This is a genomic window from Enterobacter sp. ENT03, assembly GCF_019218745.1.
Lineage (GTDB): Bacteria > Pseudomonadota > Gammaproteobacteria > Enterobacterales > Enterobacteriaceae > Enterobacter_D.
Window position 1 is genome coordinate 34,753 of the sequence record NZ_JAHUXA010000001.1, and the last position, 18,829, is coordinate 53,581.

Consider the following 18,829-nt stretch of genomic DNA (forward strand, 5'->3'; position numbering starts at 1 on the left):
GCGTTATTTCCCCCAGCGGTCGCGCAGATAGCTGACCGCTTCCCGGGTCTGGGGCTGATTCAGATAATTTTCCCGAAACAGGATCGTGCCGTTAATGTTGGGCACGGACTCGTTCAAATCGATCTGCTTTTTCAGCTCAGGCACGCCGCCCCTGATTGCCCAGTCTGGTTCATTTTTCGACGGTTCTCCGACTTTATATAACGCGACGCCGATATACAGGCGCGTGTTGGTCGGTTTCACGACGTTCGCCCACCAGTGCGCCAGCACATCGTAACGCGCCGCGTCCCGCGCAAAGGGCCAGTAGATCTGCGGGGCGATATAATCCAGTAATCCCTGTTGCACCCAGCGCCGGGTATCGGCAAAGGATTCGTCATAGGCTGCCGCGCCGCGCGTGTTGGAGCCGGACGGATCGTGGGAAATATTACGCCACACCCCCGCCGGACTGACGCCAAACTCCACGTCCGGCTTCAGCTGTTTAATCGTGCGTGAAACCTGTTCAATTAACTGCTGCGTGTTATGCCGCCGCCAGTCGGCTTTCGAGGCAAATCCCTGACCGTATTGCCGGAACGTCTGACTGTCGTTCAGCATTGAGCCGGGCGTTTCGGTATAGAAATAGTCGTCGAACTGCACGCCATCTACCGCATAGCTCGTCACCACTTCCGCCACGATGCTGGTGATCCAGTCCCGCACCTCGGGGATTCCCGGGTCGAGCACATAGCGGTCGCCAGCAGTACGGATCCAGTCACGGTGCAGCACAAAAATACTGGCCGGATGTTGTGACAGCGTACTGTTCAGCTCGCTGGCAGTAGAGGGTTTGATGTTGGTGGACACGCGATAAGGGTTAAACCAGGCGTGAACTTTCATGCCGCGGCGGTGCGCTTCATCAAGCATAAACTGCAGCGGATCATAACCGGGATCCTGACCGATTTTCCCGGTCAGCATATCTGACCACGGCAGGATTTTTGACGGCCACAGCGCTGTGCCATCGGGTTTAACCTGGAAGAAGACGGTGTTAATGCCGAGTCGTTGCAAGTTATCCAGCTTGGTTTTCAGCGCGTCCTGCTGAATACGGATGCGCACCGCGCTGCTGCTGCCGTTCACCGACTCCAGCGGCGGCCAGTCGAGGCGGGATACCGTCGCCAGCCAGACGCCGCGCACCGGTTGCTGATCCTGTTTTGATTTATCCCCCAGCGGATGTTTTGCCACCGGCGGTAACGGGCTGACCATCGAGCGCGGTGCTTTGGAGGAACAGCTGGCCAGCAGCAGGACGCAGCCGGTGAGGGCGGCCAGATGTGTAATACGGCTGAAGCGTGGAAAGCGACGATTACGGGCGATTGAAGTCATTTTCATCATATTCACAGTGAAATCCACGCGGCCATTCGTGACACTGTCACTTAACGTCCGCGCATCAGGTGTTAATTCCGATAGTTATCGCAGCACAACATCATAGTACGACGCAGCCATTGATGCGCCGGATCTCGTTCTTTTCTTTCATGCCACGCCTGCGCATAGTCAAAACGGCTCAACGGTAAGGGTGGCGCGAAAGAGCAGAGTTCGTGCTGGTGATCCTCGCCGCTGACGGAGTGACTGGCGACCGTCAGCAGCAGATCGGTGCCCGGCAACACGCGCAGCGCAGCGCTCCAGTGCGGAAGCGCCACGCAGATATGCCGCCGCAGCCCCCGCGCTAATAGCGCTTTTTCAATCTCATCCACCGTATCCGGCACCACCACCAGCGAGACATGCGGCTTTGCCAGCCACTGCGCCAGTGTCAGCGTCTGGTTTTCCGGCAGAAATTGCTTATCAGCGAAGCAAACAAACTGTTCGGTGAACAGCGTCTGTTGTTGTATCGCGGGGGCCGCGTCCGGAAAGACGCCCAGCGCCAGATCCAGTTCGCCGTCCTGCAACTGCGCGAGCATACCCTCGCGACTGCTCTGGGAAATGGCCAGATCGATCCCCGGCGCCTCTTGACGCAGCGTCCGGAGAAGCGGCGGCAGCACCAGTCGGGCAGCATAATCCGACATGGCGAGGCGTAAACGCCGCCGGGTGGTCGCCGGGTCAAACTCCGGCGCACCCACCAGGCGGTTCAGCCCGCACAGCGCCGCGTCCAGCGGCGCTAACAGGCTCTGCGCCCGTGCGGTGAGCTGCATCTTTCCCTGCTGGCGGATCAGGAGCGGGTCGTCAAACAGGCCGCGCAGCTGCGCCAGCGCATGGCTGACCGCGGGCTGACTGCGGTGCAGACGTGTGGCGGCGCGGGTGACATGCTTTTCGGTGAGCAGGGCGTGCAGCGTCAACAGCAGATTCAGATCGATTTTGCGGAGTTCATCCATTTCGTGCATATCCACCATGCATATAAACGATTTTCATAAATATAACGGATAGTGAAAAATGCCGCCATCAGGTCATTTTTAGGGGAGCGTTAAGATGTTAAGCAAGTCGCTGGTTTTTGCACTGTTACCTGTCGTCATTACCCTGCTGGCGGGGGCGATGCTGCCTTTTCAGGCCGCCAGCAACGGCGCGCTGAGTAAAGCGCTGGGCCATCCGCTGTGGGCAGCGTTAGTTTCGCTGGTGGTCAGCATTATCGTCCTGCTGCTTTTGCTGTGGCTGAACAAAGTGCCTGCGCCGCGCATGGGCGGGGCGTTGCAAGGGTCATGGTGGATCTGGACCGGCGGCGTGATGGGGGCGTTATACGTCACCTGTGCAGCGGCCTTTGCGCCGCAACTGGGCGCGGGGAGTTTTATTGTGCTGGTGGTGGCCGCACAAATGATCACCGCCATTGTGGTGGATCATTTTGGCCTGATGGCCCTGACCCCGAAACCGGTGACGCTGGCCCGTGTCCTTGGCGTGGCGCTGATCATGGCGGGGGCGATATTTATTCAGTTCAGCAAGGACTAGCAGAAAATGAGAGCCAGATCCGTGCGCTGATGTAACGAAACGACATGTGAACTGGCTTACATTTTTGGGCTCTTTCACACTCTATAGTTACAGCACGCTAATCACAGGTAAGTAAGTCCTATTCAATTAGCGATCTGGCTGGATGAGTTTTCGTTTCTCGACCCACTGTTAACAGAACAGCTTCCCGAGGGAAATAATATAAAACTGGATTTAACGAAAATTAGCATGGAGCGGTTATGTACATTAACAATGAAGTTATCAGTTACCTACAAACTAACAGGATCCTCGCATTAAAGTTGGATCAGGCAGTTTCTGCCGTCGGCCAGCAGGTTACAAATCAAGTTGAAACCTTAGGTAAGGGCGCTACCCGCCTGCTGTATTACACGTCTTGTTTTACCGATGAATATAATGATGTTTGCCAGCAGCAAAAGACGGAGGACATGCGTTTCAGAAATGCTGTTATTCGCATTATCCAGCAAGGTGACGTTGTCTATGAAATGCTGCGGGTCTACTTTGAAGAAATATTCAAATACAAAACTAATGCCCAATTAGAGCATATAAAAAAAGCACTAATGGCCGTGAATGTACATATCGCGGCCAGCACGCTTACAGGTGCGGGATACGCTTTAGCAGTCGCTACCAGCGTCCGTATCGGATTGAATCTAAGTCTGCAACTCAGCTCCCTAACGGGTCGTGCAACGGGTACGGCGGCGGGGATTGTGGCCACGTATGGCCTGGTTCAGAAAGCGGCGGATAGTGCTCGCCGTCTTCAAGTCCAATATCCAGCGTATTACTCTGCACTTTACATGCAACAACTGGAAATGATGTATTTCTTGATTGAACCGGTATTCGAGCGCGCGGGCGCACGTGAAGCGCAATGGTCGTCTGATTCCGGTATAGCAAATATCATCACCCGGATGATCAGATAACCATGATTCGATCACTTAAGAAATTTCTACTGTGGCAACTCAGATTTTTTTCATCGCTGTACGGCCCCGTAATTCTTACGATTATTTTTGCATTGCTCCAGGGCTATTTTTTTTCCTGATAGCCCTGTCTGGCCTACAGGAGTATTCGCCATAGTTATGATTGTTATTTTCACGCGTTACTGCAAATGGTAACAGCGGTAACATTACTGTAATTTGAATCTTCACTGATAAGGAAGTTATATGTCTACTCCCGCTCATTTATGGCTTGAAGATGAAAATGGATCGCCGATTATCGGCAGCTGTTTAATGCCCCTGCGTTTAGGTTCCATCGAATTAAAATCATTTTCGCATGGTGTGTCCATTCCAGTGGATCCCAGTTGGGGCAAACTTACAGGCACACGCGTTCATAGCCCGATCACAATAGTGAAAGAATTTGATCAGACAACACCACTCCTGTACCGCGCTGTCTGCGAAGGCCGAAGCATGAAAAAGGCGACAATCAAAATGTATCGTATTATGGAGTCAGGTATAGAGGCCGAATATTTCAATATCATTCTGGAAAACGTTAAGTTCACAACAGTTGCGCCATATATGGCTCCTAACGGTATGAGTAGCACTCACCTTGAAACTCTAGAATTGCGTTATGAGGCGATCACCTGGAAGTATACAGAAGGAAATATCATCTATCGTGATTCATGGAACGATCGTTACTGTGCGTGATAACTAAAGGCATCAGAGGAGGCAAATACCTCCTCTGGCAGTAACGAGGAGAGAAAACAGCCGACTTTACTGCTGAAAACCACAACTGGCGAAGATGGTTCATGATCGTGCCTGTCGGTTTCCTCTGACAGAAAATCGTGATGCTCAGTTATAACTCAATGGATAACTGATAGGCGCAGCGCTGATAAACGCGCCAATAATCTTCGCGCCACACCACAACCTGCAACAGCTTATTGATAGCTGAAACGATAAAGCAAATACTGCGTCACCCCGCATATTTACCGCAAAAATGCGGGGCTATTTCACTTATAAAGCGATATAAAACACAAAATACCGGTTATTTCCGCGTCATTTCTCGCCAGTTGAACTTCGTCACATTTCTTTAACCTGCAAACCAGTAGATTTTTAGTCGTCAGGCAATAATCGATTCAGCAAAAAGGATTAAAAATGAAAATTAAACTGGCTTTAACGGTAGTTGCAGTGATGGTTTCCGGTCAGGTAGCGGCAAAAACCTGGGTGCTGACCAGCGCTGAACAGGGCATGGATAAAGGAAACTGGAAGATTTCCAGCGAGCAGCTGAAAATCAAAGACAAGCCGTTCAGCATCGAACAAAAAGTGCTGCACGGCGGTAAGCAGGAAGGCAGTAAAATCCTTGTTATTACCAGCAAGGACGGGCTGACCATCACCCTCAGCCCGACCCGCGGCATGAACCTGCTGCGCGTAGAAGGTTTTGGCTCAAAAATGGGCTGGGATTCGCCGGTAAAAGAGGTCGTCAATCCGGCATTTATTAATCTGGAAAGCCGCAACGGACTGGGCTGGCTGGAAGGTTTCAATGAAATGATGGTGCGCTGCGGCTACGAGTGGACCGGGCATCCGGTCACCGCTGACGGGCAAATCTACACCCTGCACGGCAAAGCCGGGAATACGCCTGCTTCACAGGTGGAAGTCGAGGTGGCTGACGCCGCCCCCCATGAGATCCGGATCCGCGGGCTGATAAAAGAGAGCACCTTTAAGAAAGCCGATTTGCAGACCCTGACCGAGCTGCGCTACGTGCCTGGCAGCAACAGCTTCAGCCTGCACGATGTGCTGACCAATCACGCGGATTATCCGCACGATTACCAGATCATCTATCACAGCAACTTCGGTATGCCGATCCTGGAAGAGGGCGCGCGCTTCCTTGCCCCGATGTCCAGCATCAGTCCGTTCAATGACTATGCCAAAGACGGCCTGAAAAACTGGCAGACCTACGCCGGGCCAACCAAAGGCTTTGACGAAATGGTCTTCAATATCCAGCCGCTGGCAGGCGACGATCATCAGACGCTGGCGGCGGTGGTTAACAAAGCGGGGGACAAGGGCGCGTCCATCCAGTTCGACACCCGCCAGTTGCCGGTGCTGACGCTGTGGAAAAACACCGACACCGTTAAACAGGGTTATGTGACCGGCATCGAGCCTGGCACCAGCTACGCTTATCCGGTGACCATCGAGCGCGAGCAGAAGCGCGTGAAACAGTTGCAGCCAGGCGCCAGCACGCAGTTTGATTTGACCTATACCCTGTTGCATAACAGCGAACAGGTGAAGGAAGTAGAGAAGAAAATTACCGCGATTCAGGGCGAGACGAAAATCGACGAGAACGCCACGCCGATTGCTAAAGAGTAAGCCGGTCACGCGCTCCCGCAAAAACGGGGGCGCGTTTTACAGCGACTCACGCAGCAGCAACGGACTTTCCACGCGCACCGTATCTTTGTGCGTATGCTGATTGATGATATGCAGCGCGCTCAGGCGACCAATTTCATAATGCGGTAACTGCACCGTTGATAGCGGCGGGACAAACAGATCGCCGATGCCCACCATATTGTCATACCCCATCACGGCGACATCCTGCGGGATACGTAACCCCTGCGCCAGCAGCGTCTGGTAGACCATAAATGCAATGCGATCGTTACCGCAGATCACCGCGTCGAACTGCGGCTTGCCGTCGCGGATATGCGCCAGCAGCAGGGCGGGCATGTCACGATAGTGTTCATCGCCAAATTCCATATAAGCGTGATCGAGCGAGTCAGGATCGATACCCGCTTCACGGCAGGCGCGCTCCAGCCCCTGACGGCGACGGATGGTCGCCAGATGCTTTTCGGGGAGATGCAGACAGAGCGGGCGACGGTAGCCCGCCGCCAGCAGCGCTTTTACGGCGCTGTACTGGCCCTGTTCATCATCCGGGATGTAGCTCGCCACCGGATCGTGCAGGCTTTCACAGTTCGCCAGCACGCAGGGCAGCGTTAGCAGCTTGGCGGGCAGCGGCACCTGTCGCAGGCCCATGGTGGTATAGATGATGCCGTCCGGCCGGTGAGAGAGCAGCAAATCCACCATGGTTTCCGGGCTGTCGTCAGAGAACATGTTGACCACAAAACTGTTCCAGCCGTGGGCGCGGGCCGTTTCTTCAATGGAAAGGGTGATCTCCACCGAGAAGGGCGTGGTCACGGTATCCAGCGCCAGCACGCCGATGGTACTGGGGGAGGCATGGGCACCGCGGATTTTCTTGGCCGACAGATCCGGCACGTAATTCGTCTGCTCGATGGCCTGTTGCACGCGAGCCAGGGTTTCCGGCTTCAGTCGCTCCGGGCTGTTGAGCGCGCGGGAGACGGTCATCAGCGATACGTTTGCCAGTTTTGCCACATCTTTCAGGGAGGCCATTCTCTTACTCCATCATTGCTGCGTTGCGAGGGCAGTATAACTAAGTTGCTGATGTAAAAGGATCATACGCTATTCTTTTGCCACCGTGTCGCCGGGCGTACCGCGGAAATGTTGATCGCGATCTCATCTCCATTATGTTAACGTTAACTTTTGTGATTAACATCATAAATCGTAGCAAAGTGGCGTGAGGATTTACTTTTGTTAACGTTACCATTCAGGCATACCTCCAACACGAGATCGCCATGATGAAAGTCCATCATTCTCACAGTTACCCGTTACTCAGTGCCTTGCTGTTCTTCTTTTTTGTCACCTGGTCCTCCTCAGGTTCATTGCTTTCTATCTGGCTGCATCAGGAAGTCGGGCTGAAAGCGGGGGATACGGGGATTATTTTTGCGGTGCTGTCGGTTTCGGCGCTGTTCGCGCAGATCTGCTACGGCTTTATTCAGGACAAACTGGGCCTGCGCAAGCATCTGCTGTGGTATCTCACGGCAATGCTGATCCTCTCCGGCCCGGCGTATCTGCTGTTCGGTCATCTGCTGAAGATCAACGTGCTGCTCGGCAGCGTGTTTGGCGGCATTTTTATCGGCCTGACTTTCAATGGCGGTATCGGTGTTCTTGAGTCTTATACCGAGCGCGTGGCGCGTCAGAGCCAGTTTGAATTCGGTAAAGCGCGCATGTGGGGATCGCTGGGCTGGGCGGTGGCGACCTTTTTCGCCGGGGTGCTGTTTAACATCGATCCGAAACTGAACTTCGCGGTGGCGAGCTGCTCGGGTCTGGTCTTCCTGGTGCTGCTGGCCCGTCTGCGGGTGTCGTCAGCGCCCCATGCCATGCAGGAAGCAGTGGCGGGCGGTAAAGTGACGCTGGCAGACGCGCTGCGATTGCTGACGCTGCCGCGCTTCTGGGCGCTGGTGTTCTTCGTGGTCGGCACCTGTATTTACGGCGTCTACGATCAGCAGTTCCCGGTCTATTTCTCGTCGCAGTTTGCCACGCCGCAGGAGGGCAATGCGATGTATGGGTATCTGAACTCGTTCCAGGTGTTCCTGGAGGCTGCCGGGATGTTCTGCGCGCCCTGGCTGGTGAATCGCGTCGGGGCGAAAAATGGCCTGATTTTCGCGGGCATGGTAATGGCGATGCGCATGATTGCCTCCGGGCTGGTGGAAGGGCCGCTGCTGATCTCCATCACCAAACTGCTGCACGCCGTGGAATTGCCGGTGCTGCTGGTGGCGATCTTCAAATACAACAGCCTGAACTTCGACAAGCGCCTCTCCTCGACCCTTTATCTGGTGGGCTTCGCCTGCACCAGTTCAGTGATCGCCTCGGTGCTGTCGCCGCTGGCGGGGTACAGCTACGAAAAATATGGCTTCGCCGAATCCTATCTGTTTATGGGAATGCTGGTGTTCGCCATTACCTTTATCTCCATGTTTTTACTGCGATCCGGCAAGGCGTCGGCGGATCCGCAAGCCCCCCAACTTTCCGCTATCTGATTAAAAAGAGTGAAGATGATGACCTACACAATTGCTGCCGCTGAGCAGGAACTTAAGGCAAAGCGCGAGGCGCTCAACCTGCGCTGGTATCCGCGCTACCATCTGGCCGCCCGCGCGGGGTGGATGAACGATCCCAACGGGCTGGTGTGGTTTGATGGCTGGTATCACGCCTTTTACCAGCACCATCCGTACTCAACCAAATGGGGGCCGATGCACTGGGGACATGCGCGCAGTCAGGATCTGGTGCACTGGGAACCGCTGCCGGTGGCGCTCGCCCCGGAAGGACCGGAAGACAAAGAGGGCTGCTTCTCCGGCTCGGCGGTGGTGGATGGCGATACGCTGGCGCTGATCTACACCGGGCATAAATTCCACGGTGACGCCAGTAACGAAGATAACCTCTATCAGGTGCAGTGCCTCGCCACCAGCCGCGACGGCATTCACTTTGAACGGCAGGGAATTGTGGTGGATACCCCGCCCGGCGTGCATCACTTCCGCGATCCGAAAGTCTGGCGGGAGGGCGACAGCTGGTGGATGATCGTCGGCGCACGGCTGGGCGAAACCGGGCAGGTGCGTCTGTATCGCTCGGCGGATCTGCGCGAATGGCAGGAAGAGGGCGTGCTTGATGAAGCGGAAGCGGGCATGGGCTTTATGTGGGAGTGCCCGGATTTCTTCACGCTGAACGGCAAGCGCGTGCTGATGTTCTCTCCGCAAGGAATGGTCGCCGATGGCTTTAAAAACCGAAACCTGTTCCAGAGCGGCTATATCACCGGCGACTGGCAGCCGGGACAGCGTTTTGTGCGCAGCAGTGAATTTGTCGAAATGGATCACGGGCACGACTTCTACGCGCCGCAGAGCTTCCTGACGCCGGACGGACGACGCATTGTCATCGGCTGGCTGGATATGTGGGAGTCGCCTCTGCCAGAGCAGCAGGATGGCTGGGCCGGCATGTTGTCGCTGCCGCGCGAGCTGAGCCTCAGTGCCGATAATCGTCTGTGCATGCGTCCGGCCAGAGAAGTGGAAACGCTGCGCCAGAGCTGGTTCCCGTGGCCGGTCAGTACGCTCAATAATCAGCAGATCGATGTGGCGGAAAACGCCGGGGCGATGGAAGTGATCCTGCACTGGAAAAGTGCCGACAGCACCGCTGAACAGTATGGCGTGAGCCTGGGCGAAGGCCTGCGGGTGTATGTGGATACCCAGCAGCAGCGGCTGGTGCTGGAGCGTTCCTATCCGCAGCATGGATTATGCGGAACGCGCAGCGTGCCGGTCTCCCTCGCGGGCGATATCAGTCTGCGTCTGTTTATCGACAGCTCCTCCGTTGAAGTTTTTGTTAATGACGGTGAGGCATGCCTCAGCAGCCGTATTTATCCGGACGCCGGTCAGCGGGAATTACGTTTATTTGCCTGGAGCGGTCACGCGGTATTATCTGAGGGCGGTGCCTGGCAGCTGGAATAACTAAAAATATATGTAGTCAATAACCCGTCCCTGGCGACGGGCGGGTTATTGCTGTCTGTGTCGCCGGAATATCCCTGCACCCTTAATGATTGATTAGCGAAATAATAAAAAAGGTTTCCCGATGAAAATACTGGTAATCGGCTGTATGTTGACGTCTGTCTTCAGCGGCGCGGTCTGCGCCCAACAAACGCTTTCCCTGGAAGAACGCCTGGCGCAAATGGAAAACCGGCTGAAAGCCACCGAAGCGCGTGCCGCCAGCGCAGAGGCCGAGATCCGTGCTTTAAAACGCCAGGATGCGCCCCGCGCGGTTGCCACCCGCGCACCGGTAAAACCCACACTCCAGGTCAACGACACTGACGAATTAAAATTTTATGGCGATGTGGAATTTAATATGGACGGTGCCAGCCGCACCGGCGGCCTGACGTCGCTGAAAACCAGCGCCAATAAAAACTGGACGCCGGGGGAAAAAGAGCGCTGGGATATTAACGGGCGCATTCTTCTTGGTTTCGATGGGCTGCGAAAGGGCGCAGACGGCAAATATGCCGGGTTCAGCGTGCAACCGCTGGCGGATATGAGCGGCAAAATGAATCTCGACGACGCGGCGTTTTTCTTTGGTCAGCAGGATGACTGGAAAATTAAAATTGGCCGTTTCGAAGCCTGGGATATGTTCCCGTTAAATCAGGATACCTTTATCGAATATTCCGGTAATACCGCCAACGATCTCTACAGCGACGGTTACGGTTATATCTACATGATGAAAGAAGGGCGTGGCCGCAGTAACAGCGGCGGTAATTTCCTGCTCAGCAAAAATATCGATAACTGGTATTTCGAGGTGAATACGCTGGTAGAAGACGGCAGTGAGCTGTTCGTCGACAAGAACTATCACGGTAACGCGCTGGATAACCGGAAAAACGTGGTGTATGTGCGTCCCGTCGCAGCATGGCAGTCCGGTCCGTGGTCGGTAGCCGCCGCGCTGGAGAGTAACCTGGTGAATAACGCTTACGGCTATCAGCAGGCGGACGGCCGCTTTGCGGATCAGTCCAGCCGCACCGGTTATGGCATGACCATGAGCTGGAACACGCAGCGGATCGACGCGGAAAACGGCGCGGTGGTGAATCTGAGTACGGCTTATCTGGATGCCGCCGACGAAAAAGACTTCAGCGCCGGTATCAATGCGCTCTGGCATCGCGTCGAGGTGGGCTATATCTACGCCCATAACAAAATTGACCGCTTCAATATGACAGGCGTCAATGCCGACTGTAATGGCGACTGCGCGATCCTCGCGCCGGGCCGTTACGACATCCACACGCTTCATACCTCATGGCAGCTGCCGGAGATCATGGATCTGCCGAACTTCAATATTTACCTCGGGGCATACGCCTCCTGGCTGGATGCGTCGGCGTCCGAAAGTGGCAGCAACGATGACCGCTACGGCGCGCGGGTTCGCTTTAAATACCTGTTCTGATCTGACTTTACGTTAAGGGGAATATATGAAGGTCTGGGCTTTAGGCGACGCGGTGATAGATCTGTTGCCGCAGGGAGAGATGCAGTACACCGCCTGCGCCGGCGGTGCGCCGGTGAATGTTGCCGTCGGCGCCGCGCGTCTTGGCAGCGAGTGCGGGTTTATCGGGCGCACCGGCGACGATCCGTTTGGCCGTTTTCTGCAACAGACGCTGGCTGAGGAGGGCGTGGATACGCGGTATATGCAGTTTGACGCGCAGCACCGCACCAGCACAGTGCTGGTGTCCCTCGGCGATGAAGGGGATCGCAGCTTTACTTTTCTGGTCAATCCGTCTGCCGATCAGTTTTTAACGGCGGAGGATTTGCCGGAATTTGCTGACGATATTCTGCATTTTTGCTCGCTGGCGCTGGTGGCCCCGACCTGCCGGGAAACGCTGGTACGCGCTATTGGCCGTATTAAACAGCGTGGCGGCCTGCTGAGTTTTGATATTAATCTGCGCGAACAGATGTGGCCGGATGCGCAGGAGATGGCCAACACCGTGCGCCATTTTGCACATCAGGCCGATATTCTTAAACTCTCCCAGGAGGAGCTGTACTGGTTAGCGGGCACCGCGCAGCATGACAAAGCGCTGGCGATCCTCAGCGGCTATCCGTCGCGCCTGAAAGTAGTGACCTGTGGTGCGGAGGGCGCGCTGGTGTTGTGGCAGGAGCAGGTGATGCAGGTCAGTGCTTATGCCGTGCAAAGCCTCGACACCACCGGCGCGGGGGATGCATTTATGGCGGGATTACTGGCAAGTCTGGCACAGGGCAATACGCTGGACGACCTGACGCAATTGCAACAGGCCATCACCCAGGCGAGCGCCTGTGGCGCACTGGCCACTACCGCCAAAGGTGCATTAGCGGCGTTGCCTGATGCCGGCGGCGTGGCGGCGTTCTGTGCCGCGGCGCCGGCGCTGCACTTTCGCCTCACGCACCAGGCATAAAAGTCGTCATAAAACAGGGAGCCTGTGCGGCTCCCTGATTACACTCACATCATCTTATTTTGCGGGATTTTCTCCAGCGGCACTGGGCGGCCAATGTAGTAGCCCTGCGCCTCATCGCACTTAAATTTTTCCAGCATACTGAGCTGTCCTGAGGTTTCCACACCCTCGGCGGTGACGTTCAGGCTGTAGGATTTGCCCAGATTAATCATATTTTCAATCACATCCCTGGCGTTATCCGAAGACTCCATGGCGAAAATAAAAGATTTATCCAGCTTGATGCCGTCAAAAGGAAAGGTGCGCAAATAGTTAAGGGAGGAATAGCCGGTGCCGAAATCATCGATCAGGAAGCGCACGCCCAGTGTTTTCAGTTCGTGCATGATGTGGAGTACCCGTTCCGGTTGTGACAGTGTCACGTTTTCGGTGACTTCCAGCTCCAGCTGCGCGGCGGGCAGGCCGGAAACCTCAAGCGCTTCTTTCACACGCTCCACTAAGCCCGGATTCAAAAACTCCACCGCGGAGATATTCACCGACAGCGTCATCGCAGGCAGCGACTCGTTGATGTCCTTACAGGCGTTGAGCAGCACCCAGCGGCTCAGTCCCATGATCAGGCCGGAACTCTCCGCCAGCGGAATAAACTGATCGGGCATCAGCAGGCCCAGCGTAGGGTGCTCCCAGCGCACCAGCGCTTCAACGGCGTGGATGCGGGACTGCCGAAAGTCATAGCGCGGCTGATAATATAAAAGGAACTGGTTTTCACTGATGGCGCAGCGCAGATCGTTTTCCATTTCCCGGCGCTGAATGATTTGCTCGATCATATTCTGATTGAAATAGATCCAGCGGGTGTGTTCGTCTTTCTTCGCTTCATAGAGCGCAATGTCAGAGAAACGCATTAAATCCCAGGGAGTCTGCGTATCATTCGGATAGAGTGCAATCCCCATGCTGACACCGATAAAAATATCGTTGTTATCGACGAGCTCAAACGGCGCACTTAACGCCGCAGTGATGTTTTTACAGACCGCGTCCACCTCGGCGCGATGCTGAATATCGGGCAGGATAATCACAAACTCATCGCCACCGTGGCGGCTGACCTGATCGTTTTTACTAATGCAGCCCGCCAGCCGGTGGGCGACCTGTTTCAGCAGTTTATCGCCCGTCGCATGGCCAAAGAGATCGTTTACCGGCTTAAATTTATCGAGGTCGAGGGTGATCACCGCAATCTGGTTGCCAGAATAGGGGTGCTCACGCAGCTTTGATTCGAGGAAATCTTTCAGGGAGATGCGGTTAGGCAGGCCGGTTAATTCGTCATGGAACGACAGAAATTTTACCCGCTCCTGAGCCTCAAGCTCGGCTGTCACATCCGTCGCGGTTCCCCGGAACGTGGTGGCACCGCCTGACACATCAACACGTTTTATGACAATGTTGCAGTATCTGCCTTGTCCCTCGGGGGATAAATAAGCGCAGTTTTTGCGTGTGAAAACCGTGTCTGCCGCCGGATCCGTGAACCATTCCTTAATGGCGGTGGCTGACTGAGGCACAAACGCTGTCACACTCCGCCCCAGCCACTGCCGCGTCGGATAGCCGGTGATCGCCGGAAAGCGATCTGAGATCCACGCAAGCTGCAGATGCTCATCCATTTCCCAGATCCAGTCGGTGGTGGCTTCTGCCACATCACGAAAACGCCGTTCACTGGCGGCCAGCGCCCGTTGACTCTGTTTTAACAACCAGACATTACGGTCGTTGCTACGGGCTTTCGCTAATACGCTGCGTAATACCGCCGCAATAAACAGCAGGGTGATGATCCCCATCCCCAGTAATAACGGAAATTGCCATTTCAGCAGCGCGCCGCCGGGATCGTCACTTCTCCAGCCGAGCGTCATGTCACCCTCATCGGTGGGTATATTCACCATGCCCACGCGATAATCAGCGGCCTGGGCGAGGGGGTTGGACGGTTTAAAACTCACCTGTTCAATCGCATACTTGTGGCCCATCTGCACTAATTTCTGCGGGGTGAGTTTGTCGACAAAGATCATTACCGTCGAGTTATCTGCCGTCTGCCGGACGCTCGCATCACTGCCTGTTTTTATCCAGGCCGCGCCTATAATGACCGGCTCACCGTTGGCCATCATGATACGGGTCAGCGGCGCACCTTTGCTGAGCGCCAGTTCGTTTTGCAGACGCTTTAACACCTGCGCGCCGAGCCAGGTTTCGAACGGCTCAAGCTGGCGCTGCCCGTTAAGCACGCTGTAGGTTGTCTGGCCCGTCGGTGAGATGACAAACACCCCTTCATACTGAAACAGTTTATAGAGTGAATCCCCCAGGTTTTGCCCGTCCCAGGCCCACTGGATGTTCATACGCTGATGAAGGTTGAGATACGCTTCTCCCCAGTCGGCATAATCCGCCAGATGATCGCGCAGGGTCGCGGTTCTGTTATCGAGCGCTGTTTTTAATAACTGGCCGCTGCGCAAATCTGCACGCTCGTTTTGTTGGCTGGCAACGCGCCAGGTGGCGGTAATGGCAACAATAAACATCACCACAATCATTAAGATCATAAAAAGCATAGATTTCTTTACTATGCTAAGCGTGTCGTGCTTGACGAAATTACGGGTTTGTCCGGGTTGCCAGTTCATATTTTATCGCTCACACATCACGGCTACGGGTGATTATTTTTTAGAGGTATCCGTAACGGTTATCGGCAGAAAAGGCATTAAATTTAATAAATGGCGAGAAATTGGGCTGCGTTAACAGTGACTACTATCAGACGGTTCAGTTCGGTAATATGTGGTCTGTCAAGTCTGACTAAGAGTCGTTTTTTGATAGCCCCTCTACCATGAAATCTGCAATCATTATAAGTCTTTGCAATCTCATATATTAACAGTATCTATATCTTCGGCAGTGAGGGGAAAAATGCCAATAAATTCTATTAGAAATAATACCGCAGTGCATGTGAATGACATACGTCAAGAGCGGGTCGAATTAAAGAAGCTTAGAAACAATTTATCACAAAATATTACAGGCATTAAAAATTGCTTAACTGAAATAAATAAGTCCATTACCGCGCACAATAAGAATATTGCTGGCAACCAGTCATTACTTAAAAGTCTTCAGGCAGTCTCAGTAAATCATGGTGAGAATGCCACGGTACGTTTGAAAAACGATCATTTTAAATACGGTCAGGCGAGTAACTTTTTTAAGAATCTTTTCCATGGTAGCCGTTATCAGACTGAGCGCGAGGCGGCAGCCAATAAAATCAATGCTGAAGGGAGTGCGGTATCTGCCGGAACGGTGATTAAAACGTTACAGACAAAAATTGACAGCGACTTAAGTATCGTTAATGCGCTAAAAACAGAAGTCGCCGAGTGTGCTAAGGAAATTGATAATATTGAGACGAAAAAACATAAAATAGACAAAAAAATAGACAAGCTGGATAAAACTGAAACCGATGCGAAAAGGGCTGAAGAAAAAAACCATCAGACTCGACAAAATTTTTCTATGATCTATCAAAGTAACGCGGGATGCAAAGCGCTCAATAGTGAGGCACGTCATCAGTTTGGCAACGCTCCTTCTGGTGGCAAAGTGAGCGGGAGTAAAGTCGTTGAAGAATACCGCAGGGTTCATGGTTATGAGATTTTCAACCATGGTAATAAGTCACTGACATCTACTATTAAAGCAAATTGTAGCGGACTGAGTGGGCTGGTGGAAACGGCCGCTAAAGCATGGTACACCCCGACAGAAAAAAATATCACCACTTACCGCGGGCAAGGCATTACACAGAGCGGCATTAACTCATTAATTTCACAATTTAATGCTGATGAAAAGAACAACACTGAAACCGTGTACAACCTTGGGCAATTCTTTTCCACATCCAGACATGTAAATGTTGCCAGCGATTTTGCAAAAAATAGTCAGGATGATGCAAAGGTCATATTCAAGGTGAAAGGCAATAGCAGTAACGGTTTATCCATCCCTGGTGGCCTGTCATTTAAGAATGAGGAGGGCGAAAGACTGTATTCCCCGCTGGCAAATTTCAAAGTTACAGCCATATCCACAGCACCGTCGAATACCTACCATGTCACGTTAGAGGAAGTTAAGAAGACTGACAGTGCGCTGCTCCTGCCTTATTAACTGAAGAATCAAATGTGAACGTAGCGCCCTTACAGGACGTTACGTTTACAACAGAGCGAACGCCTCAAATGCTTTCACTGGTCCATGCTGGCCGTCTGTTCTTCGGTACACTCATATTATTCAACCTCATTGGTTATTCAATTTTTTAAAAGTCACTGTTATGGCTCTACCAACCTTGACGAAAGGAGGCACATCTAAAAATAGATTTTCATACAATCAAAAAAGCTATAAAGACAATTAATTAGCTTTTAGTACTATTAATTAACTACAACGACGGGGTGCTAAGGTGATATTCGCTACGGTCAGTTTATTATCAAGGGACATGCAGGAGATATTCAATGGAGAAGAAACTTATTGCGTTACTTTGCAGCGCCGTCCTTACCGCGTCATCACTCTCACTGGCAGAAGCCTGTACTCGCATTACTTACGCCACAACCGATAACGTAGTGGTGACGGGGCGAAACATGGACTGGGATAAGGATGATAATTTAAAACTGCATATCATGCCTCGACACGCGCAACGCAGCAGTGATGGGAAACACCCGTTCTCGTGGACGGCAAAATATGGCAGCGTAATGGCTTATTCCTTTAACGGCAGCGTGGCTAATTCCGGAATGAATGAAAAGGGCCTGCAGGCAGATCTGTTATATCTGGGCGAGGGTAGCTACGCTGATGCTTCCAGCGCAGAAAAAACCCTGGAAGCCAGGAAATTTATTCAGTACGTGCTTGATAACTTTGGCACGGTAAGCGAAGCAGAGACAGCCCTTAAAGGTGAAGCCCTAAACATGGTGAACACCGCGCCGACAGCCGGTTTACATTATATGGTCACGGATAAAAGCGGCGAGAATATCATTATTGAAATCTTCGGTGGCAAACTTAAAATCCATCCTAAAAAGGGCAATGCGGTAATGACCAACGATCCCAATTATGAAGCAATGTCCAAAATTTATGATTACTACCGCGAGAAAGATCTCTCGAGAAATATGCCAGGTTCGCCCCATTCCGTTGATCGTTTTATGCGCGCCGCCGGCTGGCTGGAACAGCTCAGCAGTGAAAAAGTGAACGATTTTATTAATCTGGTTCCCGATGAAGATTTTGCCATGCAGGCGAAAATGAGCGTGCTGTCCGTCATGCGCAATGTCTCAACGCCCTTCGCGATAACGACGGAACGAAACCCAGAAAACAGCACAACAGTATGGCGTGGCGTCAGCGATCTGAAGAATCAAGTGATGATGTTTGACCTGGCAGGCTCGCCTACCACCGTGTGGGTGGACCTCAAGAAAATTGATTTTGATGAGGGTGAAAGGGTGCTCAGCTTGTCTGATGGCCGTATTAAACACGGCGACGTCACCGAGCAGTTCCTGCCTGTCGCTGGATAATAACACCCCGTCACAATGACGCTGCCGCCCTGGCGGCGGTGTCATACAGCGAGGCGATGGTGCGTAATAACTGCGCCGTCTCACCAATTGCGCTACCAGAGATGCCACTTTCCGCATGAATATTGACAAGACAGGCTTCGCGCACATCCCGGTATTTCATGCATAAGGCCCGACCTTCGTCTGTGGTCGAGAAAAAGAGTTCTTTTCCCGCTTTTTCGCTGGTCACATAGCCCGCTTTGACCAGTTTCTTCAGGGCGTAGGTCACCACATGGGTATCTTCCACGTTGAGAACAAAGCAAATATCAGCCAGTTTCTTTTTGCGATTGCGATGATTCACGTGATGCAGAAGCGACACATCAAAAGCGCCCATATCCGGCTCGCCCGCGGCGGTCATGCAGCGCACCATCCATTTGTTAAAGGCATTGCTGGTCATGATCAGCGCGTACTCCAGCTCGGATAATTCCGCACAGCGTTCAGACACCAGATGGCGCGAGGAGACGATGCGGCCATCCGTAATATCGTCGTGATGGGTTGATGGGGCACTCTTTTTTGCGGTCATATCGTTCCTTATCGGATTGTGACTCTTGGCCAAAAATGTAAACGCAAAGCGATAAAATAAGAACATTTTATTGATAAATTGTTTACATGGTTTTGAGCATAAGTTATAGATTTTGAGTGCAGGCGCTGTGCGAAAAACAGTTCCTGTACACAACACAACA

At 53.1% G+C, this 18,829-nt stretch carries 15 protein-coding genes; 10 read left to right on the top strand and 5 right to left on the bottom strand.

Annotation, left to right across the window (positions count from 1 at the left end; all coding sequences use genetic code 11):
* Positions 1-3 precede the first annotated feature (3 nt).
* Together KW828_RS00140 and KW828_RS00145 are read right to left on the bottom strand one after the other, a co-directional pair.
* Positions 4-1,344, bottom strand: a complete 1,341-nt coding sequence (locus KW828_RS00140) for a glycoside hydrolase family 10 protein (protein WP_218335322.1) — start codon at positions 1,342-1,344, stop codon at positions 4-6.
* A gap of 71 nt (positions 1,345-1,415) precedes the next feature.
* Positions 1,416-2,327, bottom strand: coding sequence for a LysR family transcriptional regulator (locus KW828_RS00145; RefSeq protein WP_218334454.1), 912 nt, complete (start codon positions 2,325-2,327; stop codon positions 1,416-1,418).
* Positions 2,328-2,421: 94 nt separating this feature from the next.
* On the opposite strand from KW828_RS00145, the gene KW828_RS00150 reads away from it, so the two are divergent.
* From KW828_RS00150 to KW828_RS00165, 4 genes are all read left to right on the top strand, one after another.
* On the top strand, positions 2,422-2,892 hold the full coding sequence (locus KW828_RS00150) for a DMT family transporter (protein WP_218334455.1): 471 nt from the start codon (positions 2,422-2,424) through the stop codon (positions 2,890-2,892).
* A gap of 236 nt (positions 2,893-3,128) precedes the next feature.
* Complete coding sequence (locus KW828_RS00155) at positions 3,129-3,821, top strand: hypothetical protein (protein ID WP_218334456.1); 693 nt, start codon at positions 3,129-3,131, stop codon at positions 3,819-3,821.
* 240 nt (positions 3,822-4,061) lie between these two features.
* The gene (locus tag KW828_RS00160) at positions 4,062-4,541 is read left to right on the top strand and encodes a type VI secretion system tube protein TssD (protein ID WP_218334457.1); all 480 of its coding nucleotides are present in this window, start codon (positions 4,062-4,064) and stop codon (positions 4,539-4,541) included.
* Positions 4,542-4,988: 447 nt separating this feature from the next.
* On the top strand, positions 4,989-6,197 hold the full coding sequence (locus tag KW828_RS00165; RefSeq protein ID WP_218334458.1) for an aldose 1-epimerase family protein: 1,209 nt from the start codon (positions 4,989-4,991) through the stop codon (positions 6,195-6,197).
* Positions 6,198-6,233: 36 nt separating this feature from the next.
* Here KW828_RS00165 and KW828_RS00170 read toward each other — a convergent pair whose 3' ends face one another.
* Positions 6,234-7,229, bottom strand: coding sequence for a LacI family DNA-binding transcriptional regulator (locus KW828_RS00170; protein ID WP_218334459.1), 996 nt, complete (start codon positions 7,227-7,229; stop codon positions 6,234-6,236).
* A 242-nt stretch (positions 7,230-7,471) separates the two neighbouring features.
* Between KW828_RS00170 and KW828_RS00175 the strand changes: the two genes are divergently transcribed.
* From KW828_RS00175 to KW828_RS00190, 4 genes are all read left to right on the top strand, one after another.
* On the top strand, positions 7,472-8,713 hold the full coding sequence (locus tag KW828_RS00175; RefSeq protein WP_218334460.1) for an MFS transporter: 1,242 nt from the start codon (positions 7,472-7,474) through the stop codon (positions 8,711-8,713).
* 18 nt (positions 8,714-8,731) lie between these two features.
* Entirely contained in the window at positions 8,732-10,165 is a 1,434-nt protein-coding gene (locus KW828_RS00180) for a glycoside hydrolase family 32 protein (RefSeq protein ID WP_218335323.1), read from the top strand.
* Positions 10,166-10,286: 121 nt separating this feature from the next.
* Positions 10,287-11,630 (top strand): carbohydrate porin, encoded by a 1,344-nt coding sequence (locus tag KW828_RS00185; RefSeq protein ID WP_218334461.1) that lies wholly within the window; start codon positions 10,287-10,289, stop codon positions 11,628-11,630.
* Positions 11,631-11,655: 25 nt separating this feature from the next.
* On the top strand, positions 11,656-12,609 hold the full coding sequence (locus KW828_RS00190; protein ID WP_218334462.1) for an aminoimidazole riboside kinase: 954 nt from the start codon (positions 11,656-11,658) through the stop codon (positions 12,607-12,609).
* A gap of 44 nt (positions 12,610-12,653) precedes the next feature.
* Here KW828_RS00190 and KW828_RS00195 read toward each other — a convergent pair whose 3' ends face one another.
* The gene (locus KW828_RS00195; protein ID WP_218334463.1) at positions 12,654-15,158 is read right to left on the bottom strand and encodes an EAL domain-containing protein; all 2,505 of its coding nucleotides are present in this window, start codon (positions 15,156-15,158) and stop codon (positions 12,654-12,656) included.
* 355 nt (positions 15,159-15,513) lie between these two features.
* Here KW828_RS00195 and KW828_RS00200 point away from each other — a divergent pair, with 355 nt between their 5' ends.
* The gene (locus KW828_RS00200; RefSeq protein WP_218334464.1) at positions 15,514-16,731 is read left to right on the top strand and encodes an ADP-ribosyltransferase domain-containing protein; all 1,218 of its coding nucleotides are present in this window, start codon (positions 15,514-15,516) and stop codon (positions 16,729-16,731) included.
* A 338-nt stretch (positions 16,732-17,069) separates the two neighbouring features.
* Positions 17,070-18,110: a linear amide C-N hydrolase gene (locus KW828_RS00205; protein ID WP_218334465.1), complete on the top strand. Its 1,041-nt coding sequence runs from the start codon at positions 17,070-17,072 to the stop codon at positions 18,108-18,110.
* Positions 18,111-18,120: 10 nt separating this feature from the next.
* Here KW828_RS00205 and KW828_RS00210 read toward each other — a convergent pair whose 3' ends face one another.
* Entirely contained in the window at positions 18,121-18,669 is a 549-nt protein-coding gene (locus KW828_RS00210; protein ID WP_218334466.1) for a winged helix DNA-binding protein, read from the bottom strand.
* Positions 18,670-18,829: the final 160 nt, after the last annotated feature.